Annotated in this window: 26 protein-coding genes and 1 riboswitch; all 26 genes read left to right on the top strand. The window is 28.4% G+C overall.

Going from position 1 to position 22124, the window contains the following annotated elements; genetic code table 11:
* A partial coding sequence (locus VLM92_RS03370) for a hypothetical protein (protein WP_331681671.1) occupies nt 1-473 on the top strand: 473 nt, incomplete at its 5' end.
* Nucleotides 474-828: 355 nt separating this feature from the next.
* A riboswitch (cyclic di-GMP riboswitch) is annotated at nt 829-914 on the top strand.
* A 440-nt stretch (nt 915-1354) separates the two neighbouring features.
* The gene (locus VLM92_RS03375; RefSeq protein ID WP_325274940.1) at nt 1355-1681 is read left to right on the top strand and encodes a flagellar basal body protein; all 327 of its coding nucleotides are present in this window, start codon (nt 1355-1357) and stop codon (nt 1679-1681) included.
* Between the two features lie 4 nt (nt 1682-1685).
* Entirely contained in the window at nt 1686-2090 is a 405-nt protein-coding gene (gene flgC / locus VLM92_RS03380; protein WP_325274941.1) for a flagellar basal body rod protein FlgC, read from the top strand.
* Between the two features lie 17 nt (nt 2091-2107).
* On the top strand, nt 2108-2410 hold the full coding sequence (fliE, locus tag VLM92_RS03385; RefSeq protein ID WP_325274942.1) for a flagellar hook-basal body complex protein FliE: 303 nt from the start codon (nt 2108-2110) through the stop codon (nt 2408-2410).
* A gap of 22 nt (nt 2411-2432) precedes the next feature.
* Nucleotides 2433-3992, top strand: coding sequence for a flagellar basal-body MS-ring/collar protein FliF (fliF, locus tag VLM92_RS03390; protein WP_325274943.1), 1560 nt, complete (start codon nt 2433-2435; stop codon nt 3990-3992).
* 16 nt (nt 3993-4008) lie between these two features.
* The gene (gene fliG, locus VLM92_RS03395) at nt 4009-5067 is read left to right on the top strand and encodes a flagellar motor switch protein FliG (protein ID WP_325274944.1); all 1059 of its coding nucleotides are present in this window, start codon (nt 4009-4011) and stop codon (nt 5065-5067) included.
* Nucleotides 5051-5851, top strand: a complete 801-nt coding sequence (locus tag VLM92_RS03400; RefSeq protein WP_325274945.1) for a hypothetical protein — start codon at nt 5051-5053, stop codon at nt 5849-5851. The genes fliG and VLM92_RS03400 overlap by 17 nt, the downstream gene beginning before the upstream one ends.
* The gene (gene fliI, locus VLM92_RS03405) at nt 5848-7155 is read left to right on the top strand and encodes a flagellar protein export ATPase FliI (RefSeq protein ID WP_325274946.1); all 1308 of its coding nucleotides are present in this window, start codon (nt 5848-5850) and stop codon (nt 7153-7155) included. Before VLM92_RS03400 ends, fliI begins: the two co-directional genes overlap by 4 nt.
* A gap of 15 nt (nt 7156-7170) precedes the next feature.
* A complete protein-coding gene (gene fliJ, locus VLM92_RS03410) occupies nt 7171-7611 on the top strand; it encodes a flagellar export protein FliJ (RefSeq protein WP_325274947.1) in 441 nt (146 codons plus the stop codon).
* A gap of 14 nt (nt 7612-7625) precedes the next feature.
* The gene (locus VLM92_RS03415) at nt 7626-8843 is read left to right on the top strand and encodes a flagellar hook-length control protein FliK (RefSeq protein ID WP_325274948.1); all 1218 of its coding nucleotides are present in this window, start codon (nt 7626-7628) and stop codon (nt 8841-8843) included.
* Between the two features lie 10 nt (nt 8844-8853).
* Complete coding sequence (locus VLM92_RS03420) at nt 8854-9417, top strand: flagellar hook assembly protein FlgD (RefSeq protein WP_325274949.1); 564 nt, start codon at nt 8854-8856, stop codon at nt 9415-9417.
* 4 nt (nt 9418-9421) lie between these two features.
* Nucleotides 9422-10231, top strand: a complete 810-nt coding sequence (locus tag VLM92_RS03425) for a flagellar hook-basal body complex protein (protein WP_325274950.1) — start codon at nt 9422-9424, stop codon at nt 10229-10231.
* 15 nt (nt 10232-10246) lie between these two features.
* Entirely contained in the window at nt 10247-11062 is an 816-nt protein-coding gene (locus VLM92_RS03430) for a motility protein A (RefSeq protein WP_325274951.1), read from the top strand.
* Complete coding sequence (locus VLM92_RS03435) at nt 11052-11750, top strand: OmpA family protein (RefSeq protein WP_325274952.1); 699 nt, start codon at nt 11052-11054, stop codon at nt 11748-11750. The genes VLM92_RS03430 and VLM92_RS03435 overlap by 11 nt, the downstream gene beginning before the upstream one ends.
* Before the next feature lie 8 nt (nt 11751-11758).
* Nucleotides 11759-12166 (top strand): flagellar biosynthesis protein FliZ, encoded by a 408-nt coding sequence (locus VLM92_RS03440; protein WP_325274953.1) that lies wholly within the window; start codon nt 11759-11761, stop codon nt 12164-12166.
* Nucleotides 12150-12815 carry a flagellar type III secretion system pore protein FliP gene (gene fliP / locus VLM92_RS03445; protein ID WP_325274954.1) on the top strand — a complete coding sequence of 222 codons (666 nt, stop codon included), beginning with the start codon at nt 12150-12152 and terminating at the stop codon, nt 12813-12815. The genes VLM92_RS03440 and fliP overlap by 17 nt, the downstream gene beginning before the upstream one ends.
* Nucleotides 12816-12830: 15 nt before the next feature.
* Complete coding sequence (gene fliQ / locus VLM92_RS03450) at nt 12831-13100, top strand: flagellar biosynthesis protein FliQ (RefSeq protein ID WP_325274955.1); 270 nt, start codon at nt 12831-12833, stop codon at nt 13098-13100.
* Nucleotides 13101-13108: 8 nt separating this feature from the next.
* Nucleotides 13109-14938 carry a fused FliR family export protein/FlhB family type III secretion system protein gene (locus tag VLM92_RS03455; RefSeq protein WP_325274956.1) on the top strand — a complete coding sequence of 610 codons (1830 nt, stop codon included), beginning with the start codon at nt 13109-13111 and terminating at the stop codon, nt 14936-14938.
* A 14-nt stretch (nt 14939-14952) separates the two neighbouring features.
* Nucleotides 14953-17016 carry a flagellar biosynthesis protein FlhA gene (gene flhA / locus VLM92_RS03460; RefSeq protein ID WP_325274957.1) on the top strand — a complete coding sequence of 688 codons (2064 nt, stop codon included), beginning with the start codon at nt 14953-14955 and terminating at the stop codon, nt 17014-17016.
* Between the two features lie 8 nt (nt 17017-17024).
* On the top strand, nt 17025-17747 hold the full coding sequence (locus VLM92_RS03465; protein WP_325274958.1) for a FliA/WhiG family RNA polymerase sigma factor: 723 nt from the start codon (nt 17025-17027) through the stop codon (nt 17745-17747).
* A gap of 12 nt (nt 17748-17759) precedes the next feature.
* Nucleotides 17760-18533: a flagellar hook-basal body complex protein gene (locus VLM92_RS03470; RefSeq protein ID WP_325274959.1), complete on the top strand. Its 774-nt coding sequence runs from the start codon at nt 17760-17762 to the stop codon at nt 18531-18533.
* A 13-nt stretch (nt 18534-18546) separates the two neighbouring features.
* Nucleotides 18547-19308, top strand: a complete 762-nt coding sequence (locus VLM92_RS03475; protein WP_325274960.1) for a flagellar hook-basal body complex protein — start codon at nt 18547-18549, stop codon at nt 19306-19308.
* Between the two features lie 153 nt (nt 19309-19461).
* The gene (fliN, locus tag VLM92_RS03480; protein ID WP_325274961.1) at nt 19462-19725 is read left to right on the top strand and encodes a flagellar motor switch protein FliN; all 264 of its coding nucleotides are present in this window, start codon (nt 19462-19464) and stop codon (nt 19723-19725) included.
* A gap of 37 nt (nt 19726-19762) precedes the next feature.
* Nucleotides 19763-20881 carry a hypothetical protein gene (locus tag VLM92_RS03485; RefSeq protein ID WP_325274962.1) on the top strand — a complete coding sequence of 373 codons (1119 nt, stop codon included), beginning with the start codon at nt 19763-19765 and terminating at the stop codon, nt 20879-20881.
* A gap of 150 nt (nt 20882-21031) precedes the next feature.
* Entirely contained in the window at nt 21032-21517 is a 486-nt protein-coding gene (locus VLM92_RS03490; protein ID WP_325274963.1) for a methylated-DNA--[protein]-cysteine S-methyltransferase, read from the top strand.
* A 190-nt stretch (nt 21518-21707) separates the two neighbouring features.
* On the top strand, nt 21708-22124 hold a 417-nt coding region (locus tag VLM92_RS03495), incomplete at its 3' end, for a PLP-dependent transferase (RefSeq protein WP_325274964.1).

The following is a 22124-nucleotide window of genomic DNA, read 5'->3' on the forward strand; positions in this document are numbered from 1 at the left end:
CTGATATTTATAAAATTATACTAAGTAAAAATATAAATAGTAAAAGATATCTTGAAAATTTTGTAAATATAGTTAATAGTCTTCAATTAGATAGTCAAAATCCAAAGTTAATAAAAGAAAGATTTACACAGTCTTTAGATAAGTATTATAATCCTTTTATGAAAAATTATGACTATATATATGAAAATTATTTAGTTAGTTATATATTTAAAACATTATTTCCTATTAGTAATATGTCTTTATTAGATACTTATGTAAACATTATAGTTAATTTTTCAATAATAAAGATGAATCTTATAGGATTGTGTGGACACTATAAGGAAGATATGGATACTGATAAAGTTTTACATCTTATACAAAGTTTTGTTAAAGTAGTAGAACATGATAGTTTTATAGTTGATAAGTTACATAAGTACTTATCTGAAAATGATTTGAATACTTTTGCCCATATGGTTATACTTATGGGCAAATAGAATGATTTATAAAGGTGGGCATAATTTTAAATTATGCCTATTTTGTATGAACAGAATAGATTATTATTGAGTATGTAAATTAGAATTAAAATAAGTAACCTATGATTTGGTATCAAGAGTATAATTAATAGTAATGATATATCTAGAGGGAAATGAATAAGAAAATCTCAATAATAATATATAATTTTAAAAGCTAACGTAATTTTGATTAATTTAGTTATGAATTATTACGTAAAATATAGTAAATGGTCAATTAGTCAAAAATATTAATTATGGTTTTGTTCGGAAAATATGGAATTTAGTGACAAAAACATAGAAAAATATGGTATAATATATATTAATAACACTAAAAATAAAATTTAATAGGCAAAACTAGGGAAATCTAGTGACGCAAAACTATAGGGGCTAAGGTTTAAAAAACTATGCCAGCCAGCTGCCGAAGAGTTAATAAACTTTTTGTTATCATTGCTGATATAAAAAATTACTCTTTCAAGGGTATTTTTTTGTACAAAAATATAAATTATAGTTACTATAATTCATATAAAAAATTAAAAATAATGCAAAAAAATAACTTCAAAAAAGAATAAAATAATCCTTATTGTCTTAATTTGTCGAAAAAAGACGAACGATATTTGTCATATTTTGGTTAAATTGTAGAATGTAGTCATAAAAAAGAGTATAATACAATTTATAAGCTTACAAAAATGAAATATTCAATATTAGGGAAATTTATAGATATAAGGATGTAGTAAAAGTATATTTTATAATTTTGTTTTGGTTTGCATTGAAATAATTAGCAATGATTTATAATGTTATGAAAGTAATTTAAACTACTCTTTTAGGGTAGTTTTTTTGATTTAAAATAAAAAATAGGAGGGAATATGAATACATATAATTTAATGAAAATGAGCTTAGATGCTACAGATTTAAGAAGTAAGGTTATTGCAAATAATATTGCAAATATAAACACTCCTGAATATAAAAGAAAGTATGTGACTTTTGAAGACACATTAAATAATAGTATGGGAAATAAACCGAAGATAGAAGTTAAAACTGATAAAACTTCAAAGATGAGAGAAGATGGAAATAATGTTGATTTAGAAAATGAAAAGGTAAATCAAGCAGCTACAACACTTCAGTACAATGCTTTAGTAAATTTAACAAATATAAAAATAGCAATGACAAAAAGTGTAATATCAGGGAGGTAAGTAAATGAGCGTTTTTAGTGGTATGAGAATTAGTGCAAGTGGTCTTTCTGCAGAGAGACTAAGAATGGATATTATATCATCAAATGTGGCAAATGCAAAAACTACAAGAACTGAAGATGGTGGAGCATACATACGTAAAGTTGCCACCTTTGCTGAAAATTATGATGAAAAGTTAGGGATGTTAGGAGTAAAGACTGTATCAATAGAAGATGATAAATCTCCTCTTAGAAAATTATATGAACCAAATCATCCAGATGCAGATGAACAAGGATATGTTGAATATCCTAATGTAGATATGTTAGTTGAAATGTCAGAGTTAATAGCGGCATCTAGATCTTATGAATCTAACGTTGATACTTTAAATGCACAAAAAAGTATGATATCAAAAGCACTAGAAATAGGAAGATAATATAAAGAGGTGATTATATGCAAGGTATAACAGGCGTAGTAGCAAATTCTAACATATTTGCACCAAGTATAAAAAATGAGGTAGTAAATAAAGAATCAAAAGTCAATTTCTCAGATGTTATAAAGGATGCTGTGAACAAGGTAAATGAAACTCAAGTGAACGCTAATAACATGATTGAAGGTCTTATAAAAGGCGAAGACGTAAGTATGCATGATGTTATGCTATCGGTACAGGAGTCACAAATGTCAATGCAGTTAATGTTAGAGGTTAGAAATAAGTTATTTGAGGCTTATCAAGAGGTAAATAGAGTACAATTGTAGTCTATTGACAAGGAGTAGATAAATGAATTCAAAAGAAATTATACAAAAGGTAAAAGATTTTATAAGCACTAAAACAGATCAATTTAGCGCCCTTAAAAAAGAAAAAAAGATAGCAATTATAGTGGGAGTAGTAGCAATTATACTAGCTATTGTTTTTGGAATTGGATATGTAAAAGATAACAAGTATAAGGTGCTTTTTTCAGGTTTAGATTCAAATGATGCAGCGGCTATAAGTAAAGAACTTGAAAGTAGAAAAATAGATACTAAAGTAGAAGGCGACAGTATATATGTACCAAAAGAAGAAGTTGATAAGCTAAGGCTTGAATTATCTAGTAATATATCCAATGGTTCAAAAGGGTTTGAAATTATGGATGAGGGTTCTTCTTTTGGTATGACTGATGAAGAATTTGAGATAAAAAAGCAAAGAATGATTCAAGGTGAAATTGAAAAGACTATAAAGACTTTCCCACAGGTAGAGGATGCAAGAGTACATATAACAAAGGGAGAAGAGTCTGTTTTTGCTAAGGAAAGTATACCAGGGAAAGCAGCTGTATATATAAATTTAAAGCCAGGTGAAAGTTTAGAACCTACTCAAATAAGGTCTATAATGTCATTGGTTTCGGCAAGTACGTTTAATATACCAAAACAAAATGTTGAAGTAGTAGATCAAAATATGAATTTATTATCAGAAGGGCTATTTGATGAAGAAGGCAATGTTAATTCCACAAATTCAAGTGCCATTGATATAGCTAGAAAATCAGAGAAGGAATTAAGTTCAGATTTAGAAAGATCTATCATAGGTCTTTTAGAACCTATATTTGGTCAAGGAAAAGTAAAGGCGACTGTAAATGCGGATCTAAATTTTGATACTAGTGAAAAAACAGAGTTGGTAATAGATCCAAATAAAGTAATTGTGAGTGAGTCAAAAAGTAATAATAAGTCTACAGAAGAAGGTAATACTGGTGGAGCTGTAGATAACAATATGAATAATGTAGGAAAAGACCAAAAAGAAACTGTTGAAAGTAAAGAAGAAAACATAGAGTATGAAGTTGGAAAAATAGAAACTAAAACTATAAAAGCTCAGGGTGAGTTAAATAAAATTACAGCATCTGTTGCTATTGATGGAGATTTAGATGCAGGGGCTATTAAAAATGTTAAAGATATGGTAGCTAACACTATAGGTATGGAAAAAAATAGAGGTGATGATGTTACTGTAGTAGGCATGAATTTTAATACAGATGCCAAGTCTAACAATCCAATAGATGCTATTAAAGAAGATGAGGGATTAGTTAAGGTGTTAAAAACAACAGCTTATGTAGTAGGAGCACTTTTATTACTTATAGTAATTGCATTGATAACAATGTTTATTATTAAGAAAAGAAAAGGAAATAAAGAAGATATATTTGATGATGATTCTGAAATAGACTTAATAAATCAGAAGTTAGAAGAAATGGAAAAAGATAGAATTAAAAATATGGAAAATGATGAAGAAAATATAACTTTAGAAGAAGAAGTTAGAATTTATGCTTCTGAAAATCCAGATCAAGTTACAGAGCTAATTAAGAGCTGGTTAAACGAGTAGAAGGTGGTTGTTTATTTTGCAAAAAGAAATTACTAAATCAGGTAATGCATTTGACCTAGGCGATATATCTAAGATAAGGAAGGTTGCTGGTTCAAGAAAAGCAGCAGTGCTTTTAATGACATTAGGAACAGATATATCAGCTAGTATAATAAAGAATTTATCTGATAAAAAAATACAAAAGATAGGTGTAGAAATAGCTAATATACACACTGTAAACGCTAGAGAGAGAAGAGAAATTCTTCAAGAATTTATAGAATTAAATAAAGGAAAAGAATTTGTATTAGAGGGTGGTATAGATTATGCAAAATCTTTACTTAATGGTGCACTTGGAAATCAAAGGGCTAATAAGCTTTTAGAAGGGATTAGATATGATACATATACAAAGCTTTTTATGGCTGCAAGAAAGGCAGAACCAGAACAAATTTTAGCTTGTATACAAGGAGAAAGTTCTCAAACTATAGCTATAATTCTTTCACATATTCAACCAGATAAGGCTGCACTGATTTTAGGGGAATTACCTAACAAAATTAAGCATGAGGTTTCTTTAAAGATAGGTAGCACTTCATCTGTATCTCCAGAGGTTATAAAAACTATAGATAAAGCAGTAGAACGTAAATTAGACAAGTTAGGTCAAAGAGAAATGGAAAGTTCAGGTGGTGTTGATAGTTTAGTAGATATATTAAGTAGTGTAGATAGAAAAACAGAAAAGAGTATAATCAACTACATAGAAGCAAGAAACCATGAATTAGCAGAAGAAATCAAGGCAAATATGTTTATATTTGATGATATTGTTAGACTTGATAATATGGCTATTCAAAGAATTCTTAAAGAAGTTAACGTTAAGGACATTGCATTTGCACTTAAAGGTGCATCAAAAGAGGTTTCAAATGTTATATTTAAAAATCAATCACAAAGGGCATCTCAGGCGCTTAGAGAAGAAATTGAGTTATTAGGTAAGATAAAGATATCTCAAGTAGAAGAATCTCAACAAACTATAGTTAATATAATTAGAAGGCTTGAAGATACAGGTGAAATAACATTAACTAGAGGATCAGACGATGAGTTTATCATATAGTGACAGTAAGATTATTAAGGCTGAGGATGTGGTTTTTAGAGGTAAAAAAACCTTGAAAAATAATAGTAGCAATCCTAAGGAAGAAGCATTAGTTGATATAAATTCAGAAGAAGAATTTATAAAAAGAGAAGAAGAGTTTATAAAAAAAGAAGAAGAAATAAGGTTAAAGTTAATTGAAGCAGAAAACAGATATGAAGAAATTATTAAGGCAGCACAAGATGAAAAACTAAAAATAATACAAGATAGCAAGCATGAAGCTTTAGATATAGAAAAAAAAGCTTATGAACAAGGTCATAGCCAAGGTGTTAAAAATGGTTATGAGGATGGATATAAAGAAGCTTATGAAGATAATATTGAAAAAGCAAAGCTAGAAGCAAATAAGATTATTGAAAATGCTAATGATGTTTTATTTGAAGCTAAGGAAAATGTGCTAAATTATATGAAAGAAAATAAAGAGAATATATTAAAGTTAAGTATAAGTATAGCTGAAAAAGTTTTAAAAGAAAAATTCACGGATATATCTTATATGGAGAATATGTTAATCAATATAATTGAAGAATATGAGCTTAAAGAAAACTTTGTTATAAAAGTAAATCCTCTATATAAAGAAAGTTTAGATAAACAAATTATACAACTTAAAGAAAGTTACAAAGTAAATGGTGATGTGTTTGTTTTAGGAGATGAATCTATAGGAGAAGGCAATGCAGTAATTGATACTTTAAAAGGTAGGTTAATTATTGGAATTGATTCTGTATTAGATAAGGTAAAAGAGGAGTTATTATGATTAATATAGATTTCGAAAAACTAGTAAATAGAGTTAAAGATATTCCAGCTGTTACATCTGAAGGAAAGGTTAAAAAAATAATTGGCCTTACAGTTGAAGTAGAAGGAATAAAAGGTTTTGTAGGAGAGTTATGTACTGTATATAATCAGTTTAATAATCCAATAAATTGTGAAGTTGTTGGATTTAAAGATGGGGATGTAATACTAATGCCTCTGGGAGAACTAACAGGAATAGGACCTGGATGTAGAGTTGTAGCACAAGGAATACCTCTTAGTGTTAAATGTAGTGATGAGCTTTTAGGAAAAGTATTAGATGGTATAGGCAATCCAATAGATGAAAGTACAATCTTATCAGGTGAGAGATATAGTTTGTTCAATCAACCACCAGACCCTATGAAAAGACCAAGAATTACTAAGGTTATGCCTACTGGAATAAGAGCAATTGATGGATTCTTAACTTGCGGCGAAGGTCAAAGAATAGGTATATTTGCAGGTAGTGGCGTTGGTAAAAGTACTACATTAGGTATGATGGCAAGAACTGCTAAAGCAGATGTGAATGTAATTGCTCTTATCGGAGAAAGAGGAAGAGAAGTACTAGATTTTATAGAAAGAGATTTAGGAGAAGAGGGAATGAAAAAATCAGTAGTAGTATGTGCTACTTCTGATAAGTCTCCTTTAGTAAGGTTAAAAGGAGCTTTAACTGCAACCTCAATTGCTGAGTACTTTAGAGATCAGGGTAAGAAAGTTATTTTGATGATGGATTCTGTAACTAGATTTGCAATGGCACAAAGAGAAGTTGGACTTGCCATAGGTGAGCCTCCTGCTCAAAAAGGATATACACCATCGGTTTTTGCAATGCTACCTAAACTTATGGAAAGAACAGGTTTATCAGATAAAGGTTCTATAACTGCTTTTTATACTGTATTAGTTGATGGAGATGACTTCAATGAGCCAATAGCAGATACGGTAAGAGGTATATTAGATGGTCATATAGTTTTATCTAGACATTTAGCGCATAAAAATCATTATCCAGCTATAGATATTTTAAATAGTGTTAGTAGACTGATGAATGAAATTTGTGAAGATGAGCATAAACAATCAGCATCTTTTGCAAGAGATATACTTGCTACTTATAAAGAAGCTGAAGATTTGATTAATATTGGTGCTTATGAAAAGGGTTCAAATAAAAATATAGATATGTCTATTAAGTATATAGACAAAGTAAATAATTTTTTAAAGCAAAGGGTAAATGAAAATATATCTTTTGAAAATAGTAAGCAAATGCTAAATAATATGTTTAACTAAAGGAGATTTAAGTAAGTGAGTAAGTTCAAATTTAAACTTCAAAAACTATTAGATATAAAAATAAAAGATGAAGAAGAAAGTAAGTTAACATACACTCAAGCTCAAAATAAAAAAAGAGTTGTAGAAGAAAACTTAAAGAATTTAGAGTCAAATTACACAAAATACTCGGATATAAGCAAAGCTAAGGATGTAGTTACACAAAAGATAACAATTAATTATTTATCAGCACTTACGCAAACTATAAAAGTAACTAATAAAGAACTTGAAAAAGAAGAAGTAAAGGTAAATGAAGCTAAAGAAGATTTTATAGAAAAGCAAATAAAAAGAAAATCACTAGAAAAGCTTAAAGAAAATGCATTAGAAAAATTAAGAAAAGAAGAAGAAAGAATAGAACAAATAACTAATGATGAGTTTGCGTTATACGCATATATGAGAAATATAGCAAACATATCATAAAAGGGTGAACAAATATGAATTTGAATATTTCAACACAATTTATAAACAATTTCCAAGGAAATAATACTATTAAAGACACTGCATGTAATAAAACTGAATTTAAAGGTGTTTTTGAGATTCTAGGAAATATAGATGAAGAAATTAATTTGGATACAAATGAAGAAAATCTTGAAGCTATTATTTATGATTTGCTTAAAAATATATTAAACAATAAAATTATAGACTTTAGAGAACTTAGTGATTTTAAGGAAAATACATTTTCAACATCAGAACAAGTAGATGGTAACTTCAAAAATCAGTTAGATTTACTAAAGCAAATAGGAAGTTTATTAAAATCAAATGGACTTGATGAAGGTTCTATAAACAATGAAATTAAATTAGATAATAATGAGTTTTATGAGCTTATAAAACAAAATATTGAAAATGGAAATTTTGATAATGAAGAACTTGTACAGCTAAAAAAAATTTTAGATAAAGGTTTAACACCATCTATTAAAAACTTAAAAACTGAAACTACAGATATAGAAAATAAGTTAAAACAGGAAGTGAATAACCTAGAGGCGTATAAAAAATTAGAAGTTAGTAGTTTATCAAATAAAAATAATATATTAGAAAATAATCTACAAAAATTAGATATAAAAGATAAAGATTTAAGTACATTAGAAAGTATTTTGGATATAAAAGATGGCAATGATTTTATGTTCCAAAACAATAATTTAAATTCACTTAGTACAAAAGCTTCAGGAAATAATGGCTTAAAGGAAGTTCCTATAAACAACATTAGACAAGAGTTTATAGGTGAAGATATTGTAAAAACTGTAAAGTACTTAAATTCAAATGGAATTGAAGAAATAAAAATAAAGATAAGCCCAAGAGAACTAGGAGATATGACCATAAAGCTTATAAAAAATGCGGAAGAAACAAAAGTTTCAATAATTGTAAGCAAAGAAGATGTGTTTGATATGGTTAATAAAAACATAGGAGACATAACTAAGCATTTAAGTGATTTAAATATAAAAATAAAAGAAATAGCTGTAGATATAAAAAATGATAATCAAAAGTTTTTTTCAGAGAATTTAAATCAAGAATTCAACAAAAAAGAGCAGGAATTTAATAAAAGAAACCAGGAAAATAAAAAGAAAAGAAATAAATATCAGCAAGTAGGTATTGAAAATATAGAAGATATTAATCAAAAAGAAAGCTTAGAAGAAAACATAAATATATTAATCTAGGGGGTGAAGTATGAATAATTTAAGTAGTTTTAGCAATGGAGTAAAGACGTCTAACACTAGAACTTATGACAAAACTGAAAATGGAACTCCAATAGTTAAGCCAGGGCAAGAAAATGATAAAGATTTATTCTTGAAGATGTTAGTATCTCAAATGAGCAACCAAGATCCATTTAATCCACAAGACCCAACGCAGTATGTGACACAATTAGCTCAGTTTAATAGTTTAGAACAAATGATGAATCTTAATGATGGAATGGAATATCTTTTAGGAATGACAAACAGTTTACTTGTAAACTCAGCTATGAGTTCGGCTTCATCTTTAATAGGTAAACAGGTGGAAGTATATGCTTCTGTTAAAAATCAAGACGGAGAAGAACCTACACAAGGTGATGACATAAATAAAGAAACTTTAACAGGTGTTGTTGAAGGTATACATATAAAAGATGGAATTGTATATATGGATATTAGGATAAATGAAACAGGAGAGTTAAAATCAATTGAATATGGATCACTTATAAAGATAAGTGAAAATAATACAAATTCAGATATAAATATAGGTAATAAGGGAGAGTAAATTTATGTTAAAGTCAATGTATTCAGGAATAAGCGGAATGAAAGCTAACCAAACAAAAATGGATGTTGTGGGGAATAATGTTGCTAATGTTGGAACTACGGCTTTTAAAAAATCAAGCACTCGTTTTACAGATGCACTAAATCAAACAATTATATATGCAAGTGCTCCGTCAGGAGGAATCGGTGGGGTAAACCCAGGACAAGTTGGGATAGGTACTAAGGTGTCTGGAATATTTAAAAGTATGTTACAAGGATCAATTCAACCAACTGGGAGACCTACAGATTTAGCAATGGATGGAGATGGACTCTTTGTAATAGATATGAATGGGGTAGAAGCTTATACTAGAGATGGCTCGTTTTCTCTTGATTCAAATGGAGATTTAGTAACTTCAGGTGGATATCGTGTTAAGGATACTGCTGGAGCTAATATTAATATACCTGATAAAGCACCTAATCCAGATGGAGTTGATAAAAAAGTTATATCATTTAATATATCTAAAGAGGGACAAGTATCATATGTGCTAGATGATGGAACTAGATCAGATGGTCAAATGTTACAAGTAGCTGTATTTAAAAATCCAGAAGGATTAGAAGCATTAAGTGGAAATCTTTATGGACAAACAGCAAACTCAGGAAATAAGATTGCCGGAGCTAAGTATGGAATGATAAATCAAGGTGCAATAGAAATGTCAAATGTTGATTTATCAGAAGAGTTCACAGAAATGATGATAACAACTAGAGCCTTCCAAGCTGCAAGTAAGGTAATAACAACTAGTGATGAATTATTACAAGAGATAATAAATCTTAAGAGATAGTAAGAGGGGAAAAAAATGAAAAAACAAGATATCCTAACACCAATAGGGTTAGTTCTAGCAATAGGGCTGATTTTGTTTGGGGCAGCACAAGGAGATACAGAACTTTCTATATTCTATGACCTTCCATCAATAGCTATAACTATAGGTGGATCTTTTGCAGCAGTACTTATAACTTTTTCAAGTGAGGATCTTAAAAAGATACCTAAAATGATTAAAATGAGTTTTATTTCTAATAATATCTACAAAATAGATTTAGTAGACCAATTTAAAGAAATATCAAGAAAAGTGAGAAAAAGTGGTGTTTTAGCAATAGAAGATGATGTGGCTGAAATAGAAGATGATTTCTTAAGAAAAGGCTTAGAATTAGTTATAGATGGAATGGAAGTAGAAACTATAAAAGAAATATTAGAATTAGAAATATTAGAAGTAGAAAGTAGCTATAACAAAGGTTCAAGAATATTTAAGGTATGGGGGTCTTATGCACCAGCCTTTGGTATGATAGGAACTTTAATAGGTCTTATACAGATGCTAGCAGATATGGGTACTCCAGAAGTTATAGCATCAGGAATGTCAAAAGCACTTATAACTACTTTTTATGGAGCATTATTTGCAAATGTTGCTCTAAATCCAATAGGATTTAACATACAAAGTAAAGGTCAAAAAGAAACTGGCTACAGAGAAATGATGCTTTGTGGAATTATGAGTATACAAAATGGAGACAGTACAAGGATAATAGAGGAAAAATTGATAACATTCTTAACAACAAAAGAAAAGCTTTATTATTATGATAGAGAAGTTGAGGATAAGGGAGTGGATACAGATGCAGCGTAGAAAAAGAAGGTTAGAAGAAGATGATATAAATACTGATAGTTGGCTTGCAACCTATTCAGACACTATAACTCTACTTCTTACGTTTTTTATTTTACTGTATTCAATGTCAGTTGTAGATAGCCAAAAACTAAAGGAATTATCAAATGCTATGCAACAATCATTAAAAGGAAATGTTGAGATTGAAGAACTAAAAGATATTAAAGACTTAAAGATAGAAACAGATAATTCTGACTATGAAGATTTATCTGAAAAATTAAATAAAATAATAGAAAAAAATGGTTTAACAGAAGTTATAAAAATCAGACAAGAAGATAGAGGTATAGTTCTTCAGTTAGATGAAACTATACTATTTGACTCTGGAAAAGCAGAATTAAAAGATTATAGTAGAGAAGTTTTAGAAACTATAACAACGATAATCAATAATACAGAAAATGATGTATTAGTTGAAGGTAATACAGATAATATACCAATGAACAATGAAAAATTTGGTTCTAACTGGGAGTTGTCAACAGCAAGAGCTGTGAGTGTTGTAAGATACTTTGTCGAAGGACAAAATATTGATCCGACTAGATTTGCAGTTAAGGGATACGGTGAGTACAACCCAATAGTGGAGAATTCAACACCAGAAAATAGAGCTATAAATAGAAGAGTAGACATTCTAATTGTAGAACAAAAGGAGAAAAAATAAAAAATATCATGGATAATATGTTACAGTACTTAGTAAATTTAAGTATATTTGTACCATTTATTATTATTCTAATAGTTGTATCTATAAGATTTAGTAAAGCAAGCTTAGAAGGTATAGGTATATATAAATATACTCAAATAATAGAAAGAACAAACTTAAATAAAGAAACAGATGTATTTGTTTTAAAGATAGGTGATGAAGGGTGTGTGATAATATCATCACCTTCTAAATTAGAAAAAATAAAAGACTTGAATAAAGAAGAAATGAAAGAAATAGAAGAAAAAAGAAAAGAAATAAAGAAAATAAAATTAGTTAAGTTAAATAAAGATGACACCAAGCTAAAAAAATTAAATTTAAATAAATTAAATTTGAAAAATTTCAATTTAAAGGAGAACAAAGATGGAGACATTAACTAGTTTTGTATCAAATCCCAAAGAACTTACTCCTTTAATAGAATTATTTATAATTCTAACCTTTTTAATGTTTTTGCCAACTGTTATCTTTATGATGACAAGTTTTGTAAGAATAATTATTACATTTTCATTTATAAAGTCAGCATTAGGAGCTCAACAATCAATACCAAATCAAATATTAGTTGGACTTGCAATGGCACTGACTATATTTATAATGGCACCAACTATAAATCAAATAAATGACAATGCGATACAGCCATATATAAATGAAAAAATTAAATTTGAAGAAGCTATAAAAGAAGCAGAAAAACCAGTAAAAGAATTTTTATTAAAGCAAACAAGAGAGCAAGATATAAAGCTATTTGTAGAAAATTCAAATATAGATAAAAAAGAATTAACAAAAGAAAATCTGCCTTTATATGTTTTAGCTCCAGCTTTTGCAATTAGTGAATTAAAAACAGCTTTCCAAATAGGATTTTTAATATATCTACCATTTTTACTGATAGACTTAGTGGTATCAAGTACCCTTATGTCTATGGGGATGTTTATGCTTCCTCCAGTTATGATTTCTTTACCATTTAAGCTTTTATTATTCATAATGGTAGATGGATGGAATTTATTAATTAAATCTTTAATTTTAAGTTTTACATAATGAGGAGAGAATATTATGACTGAAAATATGGTAATGAGCATAGTGAAAGAGGCTTTATTTACAAGCATGTTAGTAGGAGGACCAATACTTATATTATCTTTAGTAGTGGGATTATTAATAAGTATATTTCAAGCAACAACACAGATACAAGAGCAGACATTAACCTTTGTGCCTAAGTTAATAGTTATAGCACTAACTCTAGCGATAGGTGGAAACTGGATGTTACATGAAATTATGAAATTTACAACTAAGGTTATGAATATGATAGCTGTAATAAAAAGGTAGGGGTTAAGTTGATACTTGTATTTATTAGATTAATAACATTTTTTAGTTCTATAAATGTTATATTCCCATCAGGGACGCCGAATATGTTTAAAGTTGCATTTTCTTTATTTATGTCTGTAATAGTGTCTTTCACTATAAATGTAGACGTAAATATAATTACTATGCCAGATTTAATTAATTATACAATAATGGAAACTATGACAGGTTTAGTTTTAGGATATATAACTAGTCTATGCTTTAATAGTTTAAAAATATCAGGAAGTTTGATTGATCAACAATTAGGGTTATCTATGGTAAATATATATGATCCAAATAGCAAAGATCAATCTACACTTATAGAAAATATTATGTACTGGATGGGTATAATAATATTTTTTAGTATGAATGGTCATCACAGATTAATTGAAGGAATACAGCAAAGTTTTAAATTGGTTCCGATAGGAGAATCAATTCTTAGCAATAATTTTACATATATAATAAATGTTTTTGTGCAGTACTTTATAATAGGCTTTAAAATAGCTGTACCAATAATATTATCGCTTATTATAACAGACTTAATAATGGGACTCATATCAAGAAGTGTTCCTCAATTAAATGTAATGATTATTGGTATGCCACTAAAAGTATTAGTAGGAGTTATATTTTTTATAATAGCACTTCCTTTTATATTGAATGAAGTACATAATTTATTTAATAAAATTCCTGATGTACTAGATGGAACCTTGGGTATGAATAGTAGCGTTTTAGGGCCTTTGGGACCTTTAGGTATTATGTTGTCTACAGGAGATAAAACCGAAGAGCCAACGGGTAAGAAAAAGAAAGATGCTAGAAAAAAAGGTAATATAGCAAAGAGTAAAGAGGTAGTTACAGCGTTAACTTTACTAGGCATTTTATTAATAGTTTACACAATGTCTGATTATATAATTTTAGAACTTAAAAACTTTATAGTTGCTTTTTTAAGTAGTGATTTTAAAACAAGTATAGACTCTAATATATTACAAGTATTAGGCATCAAATTAATTATTACATTCATGAAAATATTCTTGCCTATAGGAGGAATAATAATTGTATTTTCCGTTATAGGAAATGTTATGCAATCAGGACTGTTACTTACAGGAGAGGGATTAAAACCACAGTTATCAAAAATAAACCCCATAAGTGGATTTAAGAATATGTTTTCTTTAAAGGCTTTAGGAAATTTAATCAAAAGTATAGCTATTATAGTGGTGCTTTTTGAGATAGGATATTCCTTTATGGAAAAGAACTTTGAAGGAATTATAAAAATAGGAGACATTTATCTCCCATATCTTATATATACAGTAGTAGATATTATAAAAGAATTACTAGGAAGTATATGTTTAGCGGTGGTGGTTATTTCAGTTATTGATTTTGCATATCAAAAGTATACACATAATAAAGATTTGAAAATGACAAAGCAAGAAGTAAAAGAAGAGTATAAACAAATGGAGGGTGATCCTCATATAAAAGGCAAGATAAAGCAAAAACAAAGGGAAATGTCATCTCAACGAATGATGCAGGCAGTACCTTCATCTACAGTTATTGTAACTAATCCAACTCATATATCTATTGCTATAAGATATGAAAAAGGGAAGGACACTACTCCTATAGTGGTTGCAAAAGGTGCGGATGTATTAGCTTTTAAAATAAGAGAAATAGCAAAAGAACATGATATCCCTATTATAGAAAATAAACCATTAGCAAGGCTTATATATAAAGAGGTAGAAGTTGATCAAGAAATTCCAGAAGATGTATATCAAGCAGTGGCTGAAGTATTAGTGGCTGTTTATAAAATAAAAAATAGATACAAAAAGTTATAAAAAAGAGGTTCTAAATGGATAAATTAAATTTGAGAAAAAGATTTGACATATTAGTTGGATTTGGAATTATTGGTATTGTCTTAATGATAATAATTCCTTTGCCACCATTTTTATTAGATATAATGTTAGCTATTAATATAGCATTTTCAGTATTAGTATTATTGTTAACTCTTTTTTCTACTAATATACTACAATTATCAATATTTCCTACGATATTACTTGTAACTACTTTATTTAGATTAGGTCTAAATATATCATCAACAAGGCTTATACTAGGTCAAGGATACGCGGGTAATGTAATAGAGTCTTTTGGTAGTTTTGTTGTTGGTGGAAATTATGTAGTAGGTATAATTATATTCTTAATTATAATAATAATTCAGTTTGTTGTTATAACAAATGGTTCAAGTAGAGTATCTGAAGTATCTGCAAGATTTACATTAGATGCCATGCCAGGTAAACAAATGAGTATAGACGCAGATTTAAACGCAGGTATGATAGATGAAAAAACTGCTAGAAAAAGAAGAAGAGAACTTCAACAAGAAGCAGACTTTTATGGTTCAATGGATGGTGCATCTAAATTCGTAAAAGGTGATGCAATAGCAGGTATAATAGTAACGACTATAAATGTACTTGGTGGAATTGTAATAGGTATAGTAATGCTTGATATGAATTTTTCAGAATCAGTACAAACTTATATAAGACTTACAATAGGTGATGGTTTAGTAAGTCAGATACCAGCATTATTAATATCTACTTCAGCAGGTATATTAGTAACAAGAGCAGATAGTGATGAAAATTTTGGAAACTTATTAGGAAAACAATTAATATCTACTCCAAAAGCAATAGCTATGACTGGCGTAGTTTTAATTATATTAGGGGTTATGCCGGGGCTTCCTAAGCTATCATTCTTTTCACTTGGATTAGGAGCTATGTTTATAGGCTACATATTAAATAGAGATGAAAAAAGTGCTAAGGCTAAGGAAGAATTAAAAGAAATAAATCAAGAGCAACAAGAAGCAGAAGCAAGTATAGATACTGCTGAGGATGTATCAAGTCTTATAAATGTAGAGCCAATAGAAGTCGAAATAGGATATGGTCTAATACCATTAGCGGATGAAAGCAGTGGAGGAGACTTATTACAAAGAATAGTTTCTGTTAGAAGACAATGTGCCATAGATATGGGGATTATTGTCCAGCCAATAAGAATAAGGGATAACTTACAACTAAACCCTAATCAATATAGTATAAAAATAAAGGGTAATACAGTGGTAACTTATGATCTTATGCCGACTATGCTATTATGTATGAACCCTATGGGAATGAATATAGATATAGAAGGAATACAAACGAAAGAGCCAACTTTTGGTCTTGATGCTTTATGGATAAATAAAGATAAGGTAGAAGAAGCTGAACTATATGGTTTTACAGTAGTAGACCCTACAACTATTTTAGTAACTCATTTACTTGAAATAATAAAATCAAAGTCACATGAACTTATTGGAAGACAAGAAGTTAAGGCTATAATTGATGCAACCAAAGAAAGATATAGCGCAGTTGTAGAAGAGTTAATACCTGATTTAATGACATTAGGTGAAGTGCAAAAGGTATTTCAAAATTTATTAAGAGAAAAGATAGCTATAAAAGATAGGGTTACAATTCTTGAGACATTAGCAGATCATTCAAGAAATACTAAAGATATAGAATTACTTACAGAGTATGTAAGGATGGCTATGAGCAGAGGCATATGCTCTGATTTAGTAGATGAAAATAATGCAATAACAGTAGCAACTTTATCTATGGAAGTAGAAAATTTAATAGGTAATAACCTACAAAGGTCTATAAACGGAACTTATCCAGCAGTAGATCCAGAAAGCACTAATAGAATATTCACAAATATACAAAGTATAACGGAAGATGTTAATTTCTATAACAATAGACCAATATTATTAGTATCTCCAAAAATAAGAGCTCCATTTAGAAAATTAGTAGAAATGGTATTTCCAAATGTAACTATATTATCACTTAATGAAATACCAAGTGATATTAATATAAAGGCACAGGGTGTAGTTAATATATAGCAAGGGGGATGAAGGTATTGACTGTATACGAAAAAGAAGAACTTATAATGAGCAATATGGCTCTTGTTAAACATATTGCATCGAAATACTATACTAGTAAGATAGGTATGGAATATGAAGACTTAGTAAGCTTTGGGGTTATGGGCTTAATAGATGCAAGTAAAAAGTTTGATATTAATAGGGGTGTTAAATTTTCAACTTATGCTTCTATAAGGATATCATCTTTTATAATCGATGAAATAAGAAAACAATCACCTACTTCTAGATTATCTGTAAGTAAAATAAAAGAATATAATAAGAGTGTTGATATTTTACAAAATAAATTTTTTAGAGAACCCAATATAGATGAAATATCAAAGTATATGGGAGTTTCTAAAAGAGAAGTAAATGATATAAAAATGAAGATTATGAACCTAAGTACCGTATCACTTGACAATATAATATTTGAAGAAGAAAGTGAAGTTAAGCTTATAGATACAATAAAGGATAAAGATATCCTATCCCCAAGTTATATAGTAGAAAAAGAGGAACTGGTAGAGGTAATGGCAAGAGCAATTGATATGTTAAACGAAAAAGATAGACTAGTACTATCGTTATATTACTATGAAGAGCTTACATTAAAGGAGATAGGCAGAGTATTAGGAGTATCAGAATCTAGAGTTTCTCAACTTAATAGTAGAGCAATAGCTAATTTAAGAAATACTATGAAAAAGTTGAAGTATGTAGATTAAAGGAGGAAAATCATGTTAAGGGGCATTTATACATCAGTATCATCGATGCTAACATTACAAGCAAGACAAAGTGTAATAACAAATAATTTAGCGAATATAAATACATTTGGATATAAAGAAGAAACACTAGTATCTAAAAATTTTGATGAAGTAACTTTATCTAATAATGATAATTATATAAATGGTGCTTCAAACAAACAAATTTTAGGTAGTTTAAGCTTTGGAGTAAGTATTGATGATACTGTCACAAGTTATGAACAAGGAACTCATATTTCTACTGAAAATAATTCTGATTTTGCATTAGATGGAAACGGATTTTTTCAAGTTCAAGATACAAATGGAAAAACATTTTTTACAAGAGATGGATCTTTTAAAGTTAATAGTCAAGGATATCTTGTAACAAATGCGGGCCACAATGTTATGGGATTAAACAAAACTACTGGAAATATAGAACCTATAAATATAGGTAATGATAAAATTCATGTTACGCCAAATAACAATATAAGTGTAAATGGTATAGAAAAATATAGCTTCAATATCGTTGATTTTGATGACTATGATACCTTAAAAAAAGTAGGAGATAATTTGTATTCTGGAGAAAATCCAACACAAGCTAATAAATTTTATATAAAACAAGGTTATTTAGAAACTTCTAATGTTGACTATATAAATACAACAGCTTTATTAATGGAAACTGTTAAAGAATTTGAGGCAAATCAAAAGGTAATACAAACTATTGATTCAACTCTTAGTAAAATTGCTAATGAAATAGGAACTGTGAGGTAAGGAGAAATAGAAAATGTATAATATAATGCATAATAGTAAAAGTGGAATGATTGCAAGTCAAGGCAAAATAGATATAATATCAAATAATATAACAAATGCACAGACAACAGGATATAAAAAATTAGATATTGGATTCTTAGATTTATATAAAGAAACTTTAAATAGACCATCATATCCTAATAATTCACATGATTCTATAACTGGCACAGGAGTTAAGGTATCTCAAACGACTAGGAATTTTAATCAAGGATCTTTAAAAAATACTAGTATAAAAACAAATATAGCAATAGATGGAGAAGGGTTATTTAGAGTTATAAGGCCAGATGGAACGTATGCATATACAAGAAATGGAGAACTTAACTTAGACTCTTCTGGTAGATTAGTAGATGATAATGGAAATATATTAGATATAGAATTTAATAATGGTATGGGATATAATGAAATAGACTTAGGAGATGGAGAATTAAATATAAATAAATTAGGACAGGTATTTCTAAATAAGCAAGAAATTGGTAAAATAAACTTATATGAGTCAAAAGGCAATAATGATTTTATATCAGTGGGAGATAGTTTATTTGTTCCAATTAAGGATACTGAAGTTAAAATTACAGATAACCCAAATATAATGCAAGGATATATAGAGATGTCTAATGTAAGTATGCAAAATGAAATGACAGATCTAATTATGGCACAAAGAACATTTCAATCTAATAGTAGCGGAATTAAAGCTGTAGATGAAATGTGGTCAATGATAAACAATCTACAAGGAAAATAAAATTTACGAAGGTGTTAGTATGTTAAAATAAACTTCAAGTTTATAATTTAACTACAAATATTATGACTCGAGACATAAAGATATAAGCCTGGACTTATAAAGAATAAAAAAGGGCTTGTTATAATTGATAGTATAAAAAAGGGAGTGTAATATATGAATGAAAAATTTGAAAGAGTATTGGATATACCATTAAAGGTTACTGCAATATTAGGTAGAACGAAAATGAGTCTAAGAGAAATATTTGAACTAACTAAGGGATCTTTAATAGAATTAGATACATTTGAGGGTGAAGAAGTAGAAATATTTGTAAATGGTCAAAAAATAGCATATGGTCAAGTTGTAATAGTAGATCAAAATTTTGGGGTAAAAATAACTAGTATACTAGGTGAAGAAGAGCTAGTGAAAACTCTAGCTTAGAAGCAATGCTTATATAGCAAAGGATGGACGATGATATATGGCGAAAGTATTGAAAAGTAAATATAATAGTACTGGTGAACGATGTGTAGATGCTTGTTTAAGCTATGGAGAATTAAGATATATAAATGAAGACGGATCACCTATTAACATAGAAATACCTTGTGATAAGTATGAAGAAGCAATAAGTGATTTTGAAGATAGAGTAAGAGAAGGTATAACTCAAAATGTAATTGATCCAAAAGAAATATTAAGAAGGGGAAGTTTAACTTATACTCAAGCTAGGAATATAGCAAATGAAGGAAAAATAAAAGGATTAGATTTTTTTGAAATTGATGGTAGTATAGAGTGTAATCATATATTAGGAATTTCAGGGAGCATAGAGTATGCTTTATCATTATGGAATGGTGAGTCAAGAGAAGAAGCTCTATTAAAATCAATAGTAAGAGCGATTAAAGTTTATGGAGAAGAGTTTATAAGAGGATTAAGTTTAGATAATACGGTAGATGCAACATCATATATTAAGTTCGCTAAAAACTTACAGACCATAGACTCTATGATAGATATAGAGTTATACAAATTAAAAAAGTATGTCATAGACAGTAATACACATATTGTTGGATTAGACGGAAAAGGAAATATTGTTAAAATTATAGGTTTGTCTGTAGGTATTCTTGGCTCAGTTTTAGCGGTTATATTAATACAAGGTTTAACTAATGATGAGGAAATTATTGATAATAACATGATATTTACAATTTTAAATATGATTACTATTATAGTTTTAGTATTAGGATTTATGAAAGGTAGTAAATTTATATCTGATAAATATATAAAAAGTGATACTCAATTAATTATGGAAATGTTTAATGAAGAGTTGGAAAAAGCTAGTTATGATAATTTATTAACAGAAAAAGAATCACGTATAATATTAAAAAATATAACTAAGGGTGAAGTTGCAAAGTTACTTCTTGATATGAAGGGCAGTGTTAATAAAAAGATATCTAGTAATACAATTGTAACAAAAGAAAGTAAGTTTATATTAGATGCTAGAAGAATTGTTATATTACCAAGTGAATATGAAATAAAAGAAGGGTTATCTAAATTAGTAGGAACATATCAGGATAAGTTATCAAGTGAATATAATGTTAATAATATATAAGAATATGTTATAATCCAAATAATAAAAACTTGATATAAGACATGTTTTAATATTTAGCGTATGAATTAATATAATAATTCATACGCTTTATTTTAAATTAAAAGATAATTATTAATAGGTTTATAATATTATAAATTAGGAGAATAGATTATGAAAAATATAGGATATGATAGATATGAATCTATAATAGGAAAATTATACATAGTAGTTAGTGACAAAGGAGTAGAAAGAGTTCTTATAGACGAAGAAGAATTTAATAAATATATTGAGAAAAATAATATAAAAGAAGATAAAGAAATATGTAAAGAAACTGTAAAACAGTTAGATGAATATTTTAATAAAAAAAGAAAACATTTTAATTTACCTATTAATATAGAAACTACAGAATTTAGAAAAAGTGTTTACAATGAACTTTTAAAAATACCTTATGGTCAAACAAGAAGCTATAGTGATATTGCTAAAGCTATAAATAATGAAAAAGCCGTAAGAGCAGTAGGTCAAGCGAATAGATTAAATAACATAGTAATAATAATACCTTGTCACAGAGTGATTGGAAAAAATGGAAAAATGGTAGGATATGCAGGAGATAAAATAAGTATAAAAGAAATATTACTTAAATTAGAAGGAATATTTTAAAGTTTATCTTATCGATGATATATGGAAAATAGCAAAGTTATTTAGTTGTAGAAAATTTAGAAAAATTAAACTTCAGGAAAGCGTATTTACAAAAAATACCATACATGTTATTCTTTTGATAAAGAAAGACAAGCGTTTTCAAAGAAATGCTTTGATTCACCAATAAATAACATCAAAGGGGGAACTAATAATGAAAAATTTAGAAACAATGAACTTTGCTACTAAGGCAATACATGGGGGACATCATAAGGATCCAGTATCAGGGGCATTAACAACACCTATATTCCAAACATCAACGTTTGTATTTGATAGTGCAGAACAAGGTGGAAGAAGATTTGCTTTAGAAGAAGGGGGATATATATATTCAAGATTAGGAAATCCTACTAATACTCAATTAGAGGAAAAGGTAGCTTTATTAGAAGGTGCTGAAGCTTGTATGTCTACAGCTTCAGGAATGGGAGCAATTAGTTCAGCATTATGGACTGCTTTAAAGGCAGGAGATCATATAGTTGCTAGTAAAACTTTATATGGATGTACTTTTGCATTATTAAATCATGGATTAAAAAGATTTGGAGTAGAAGTAAGTTTTGTTGATGCTTCAAACTTA

This window comes from Romboutsia sp., from assembly GCF_035470145.1.
Taxonomy (GTDB): domain Bacteria; phylum Bacillota; class Clostridia; order Peptostreptococcales; family Peptostreptococcaceae; genus Romboutsia_D.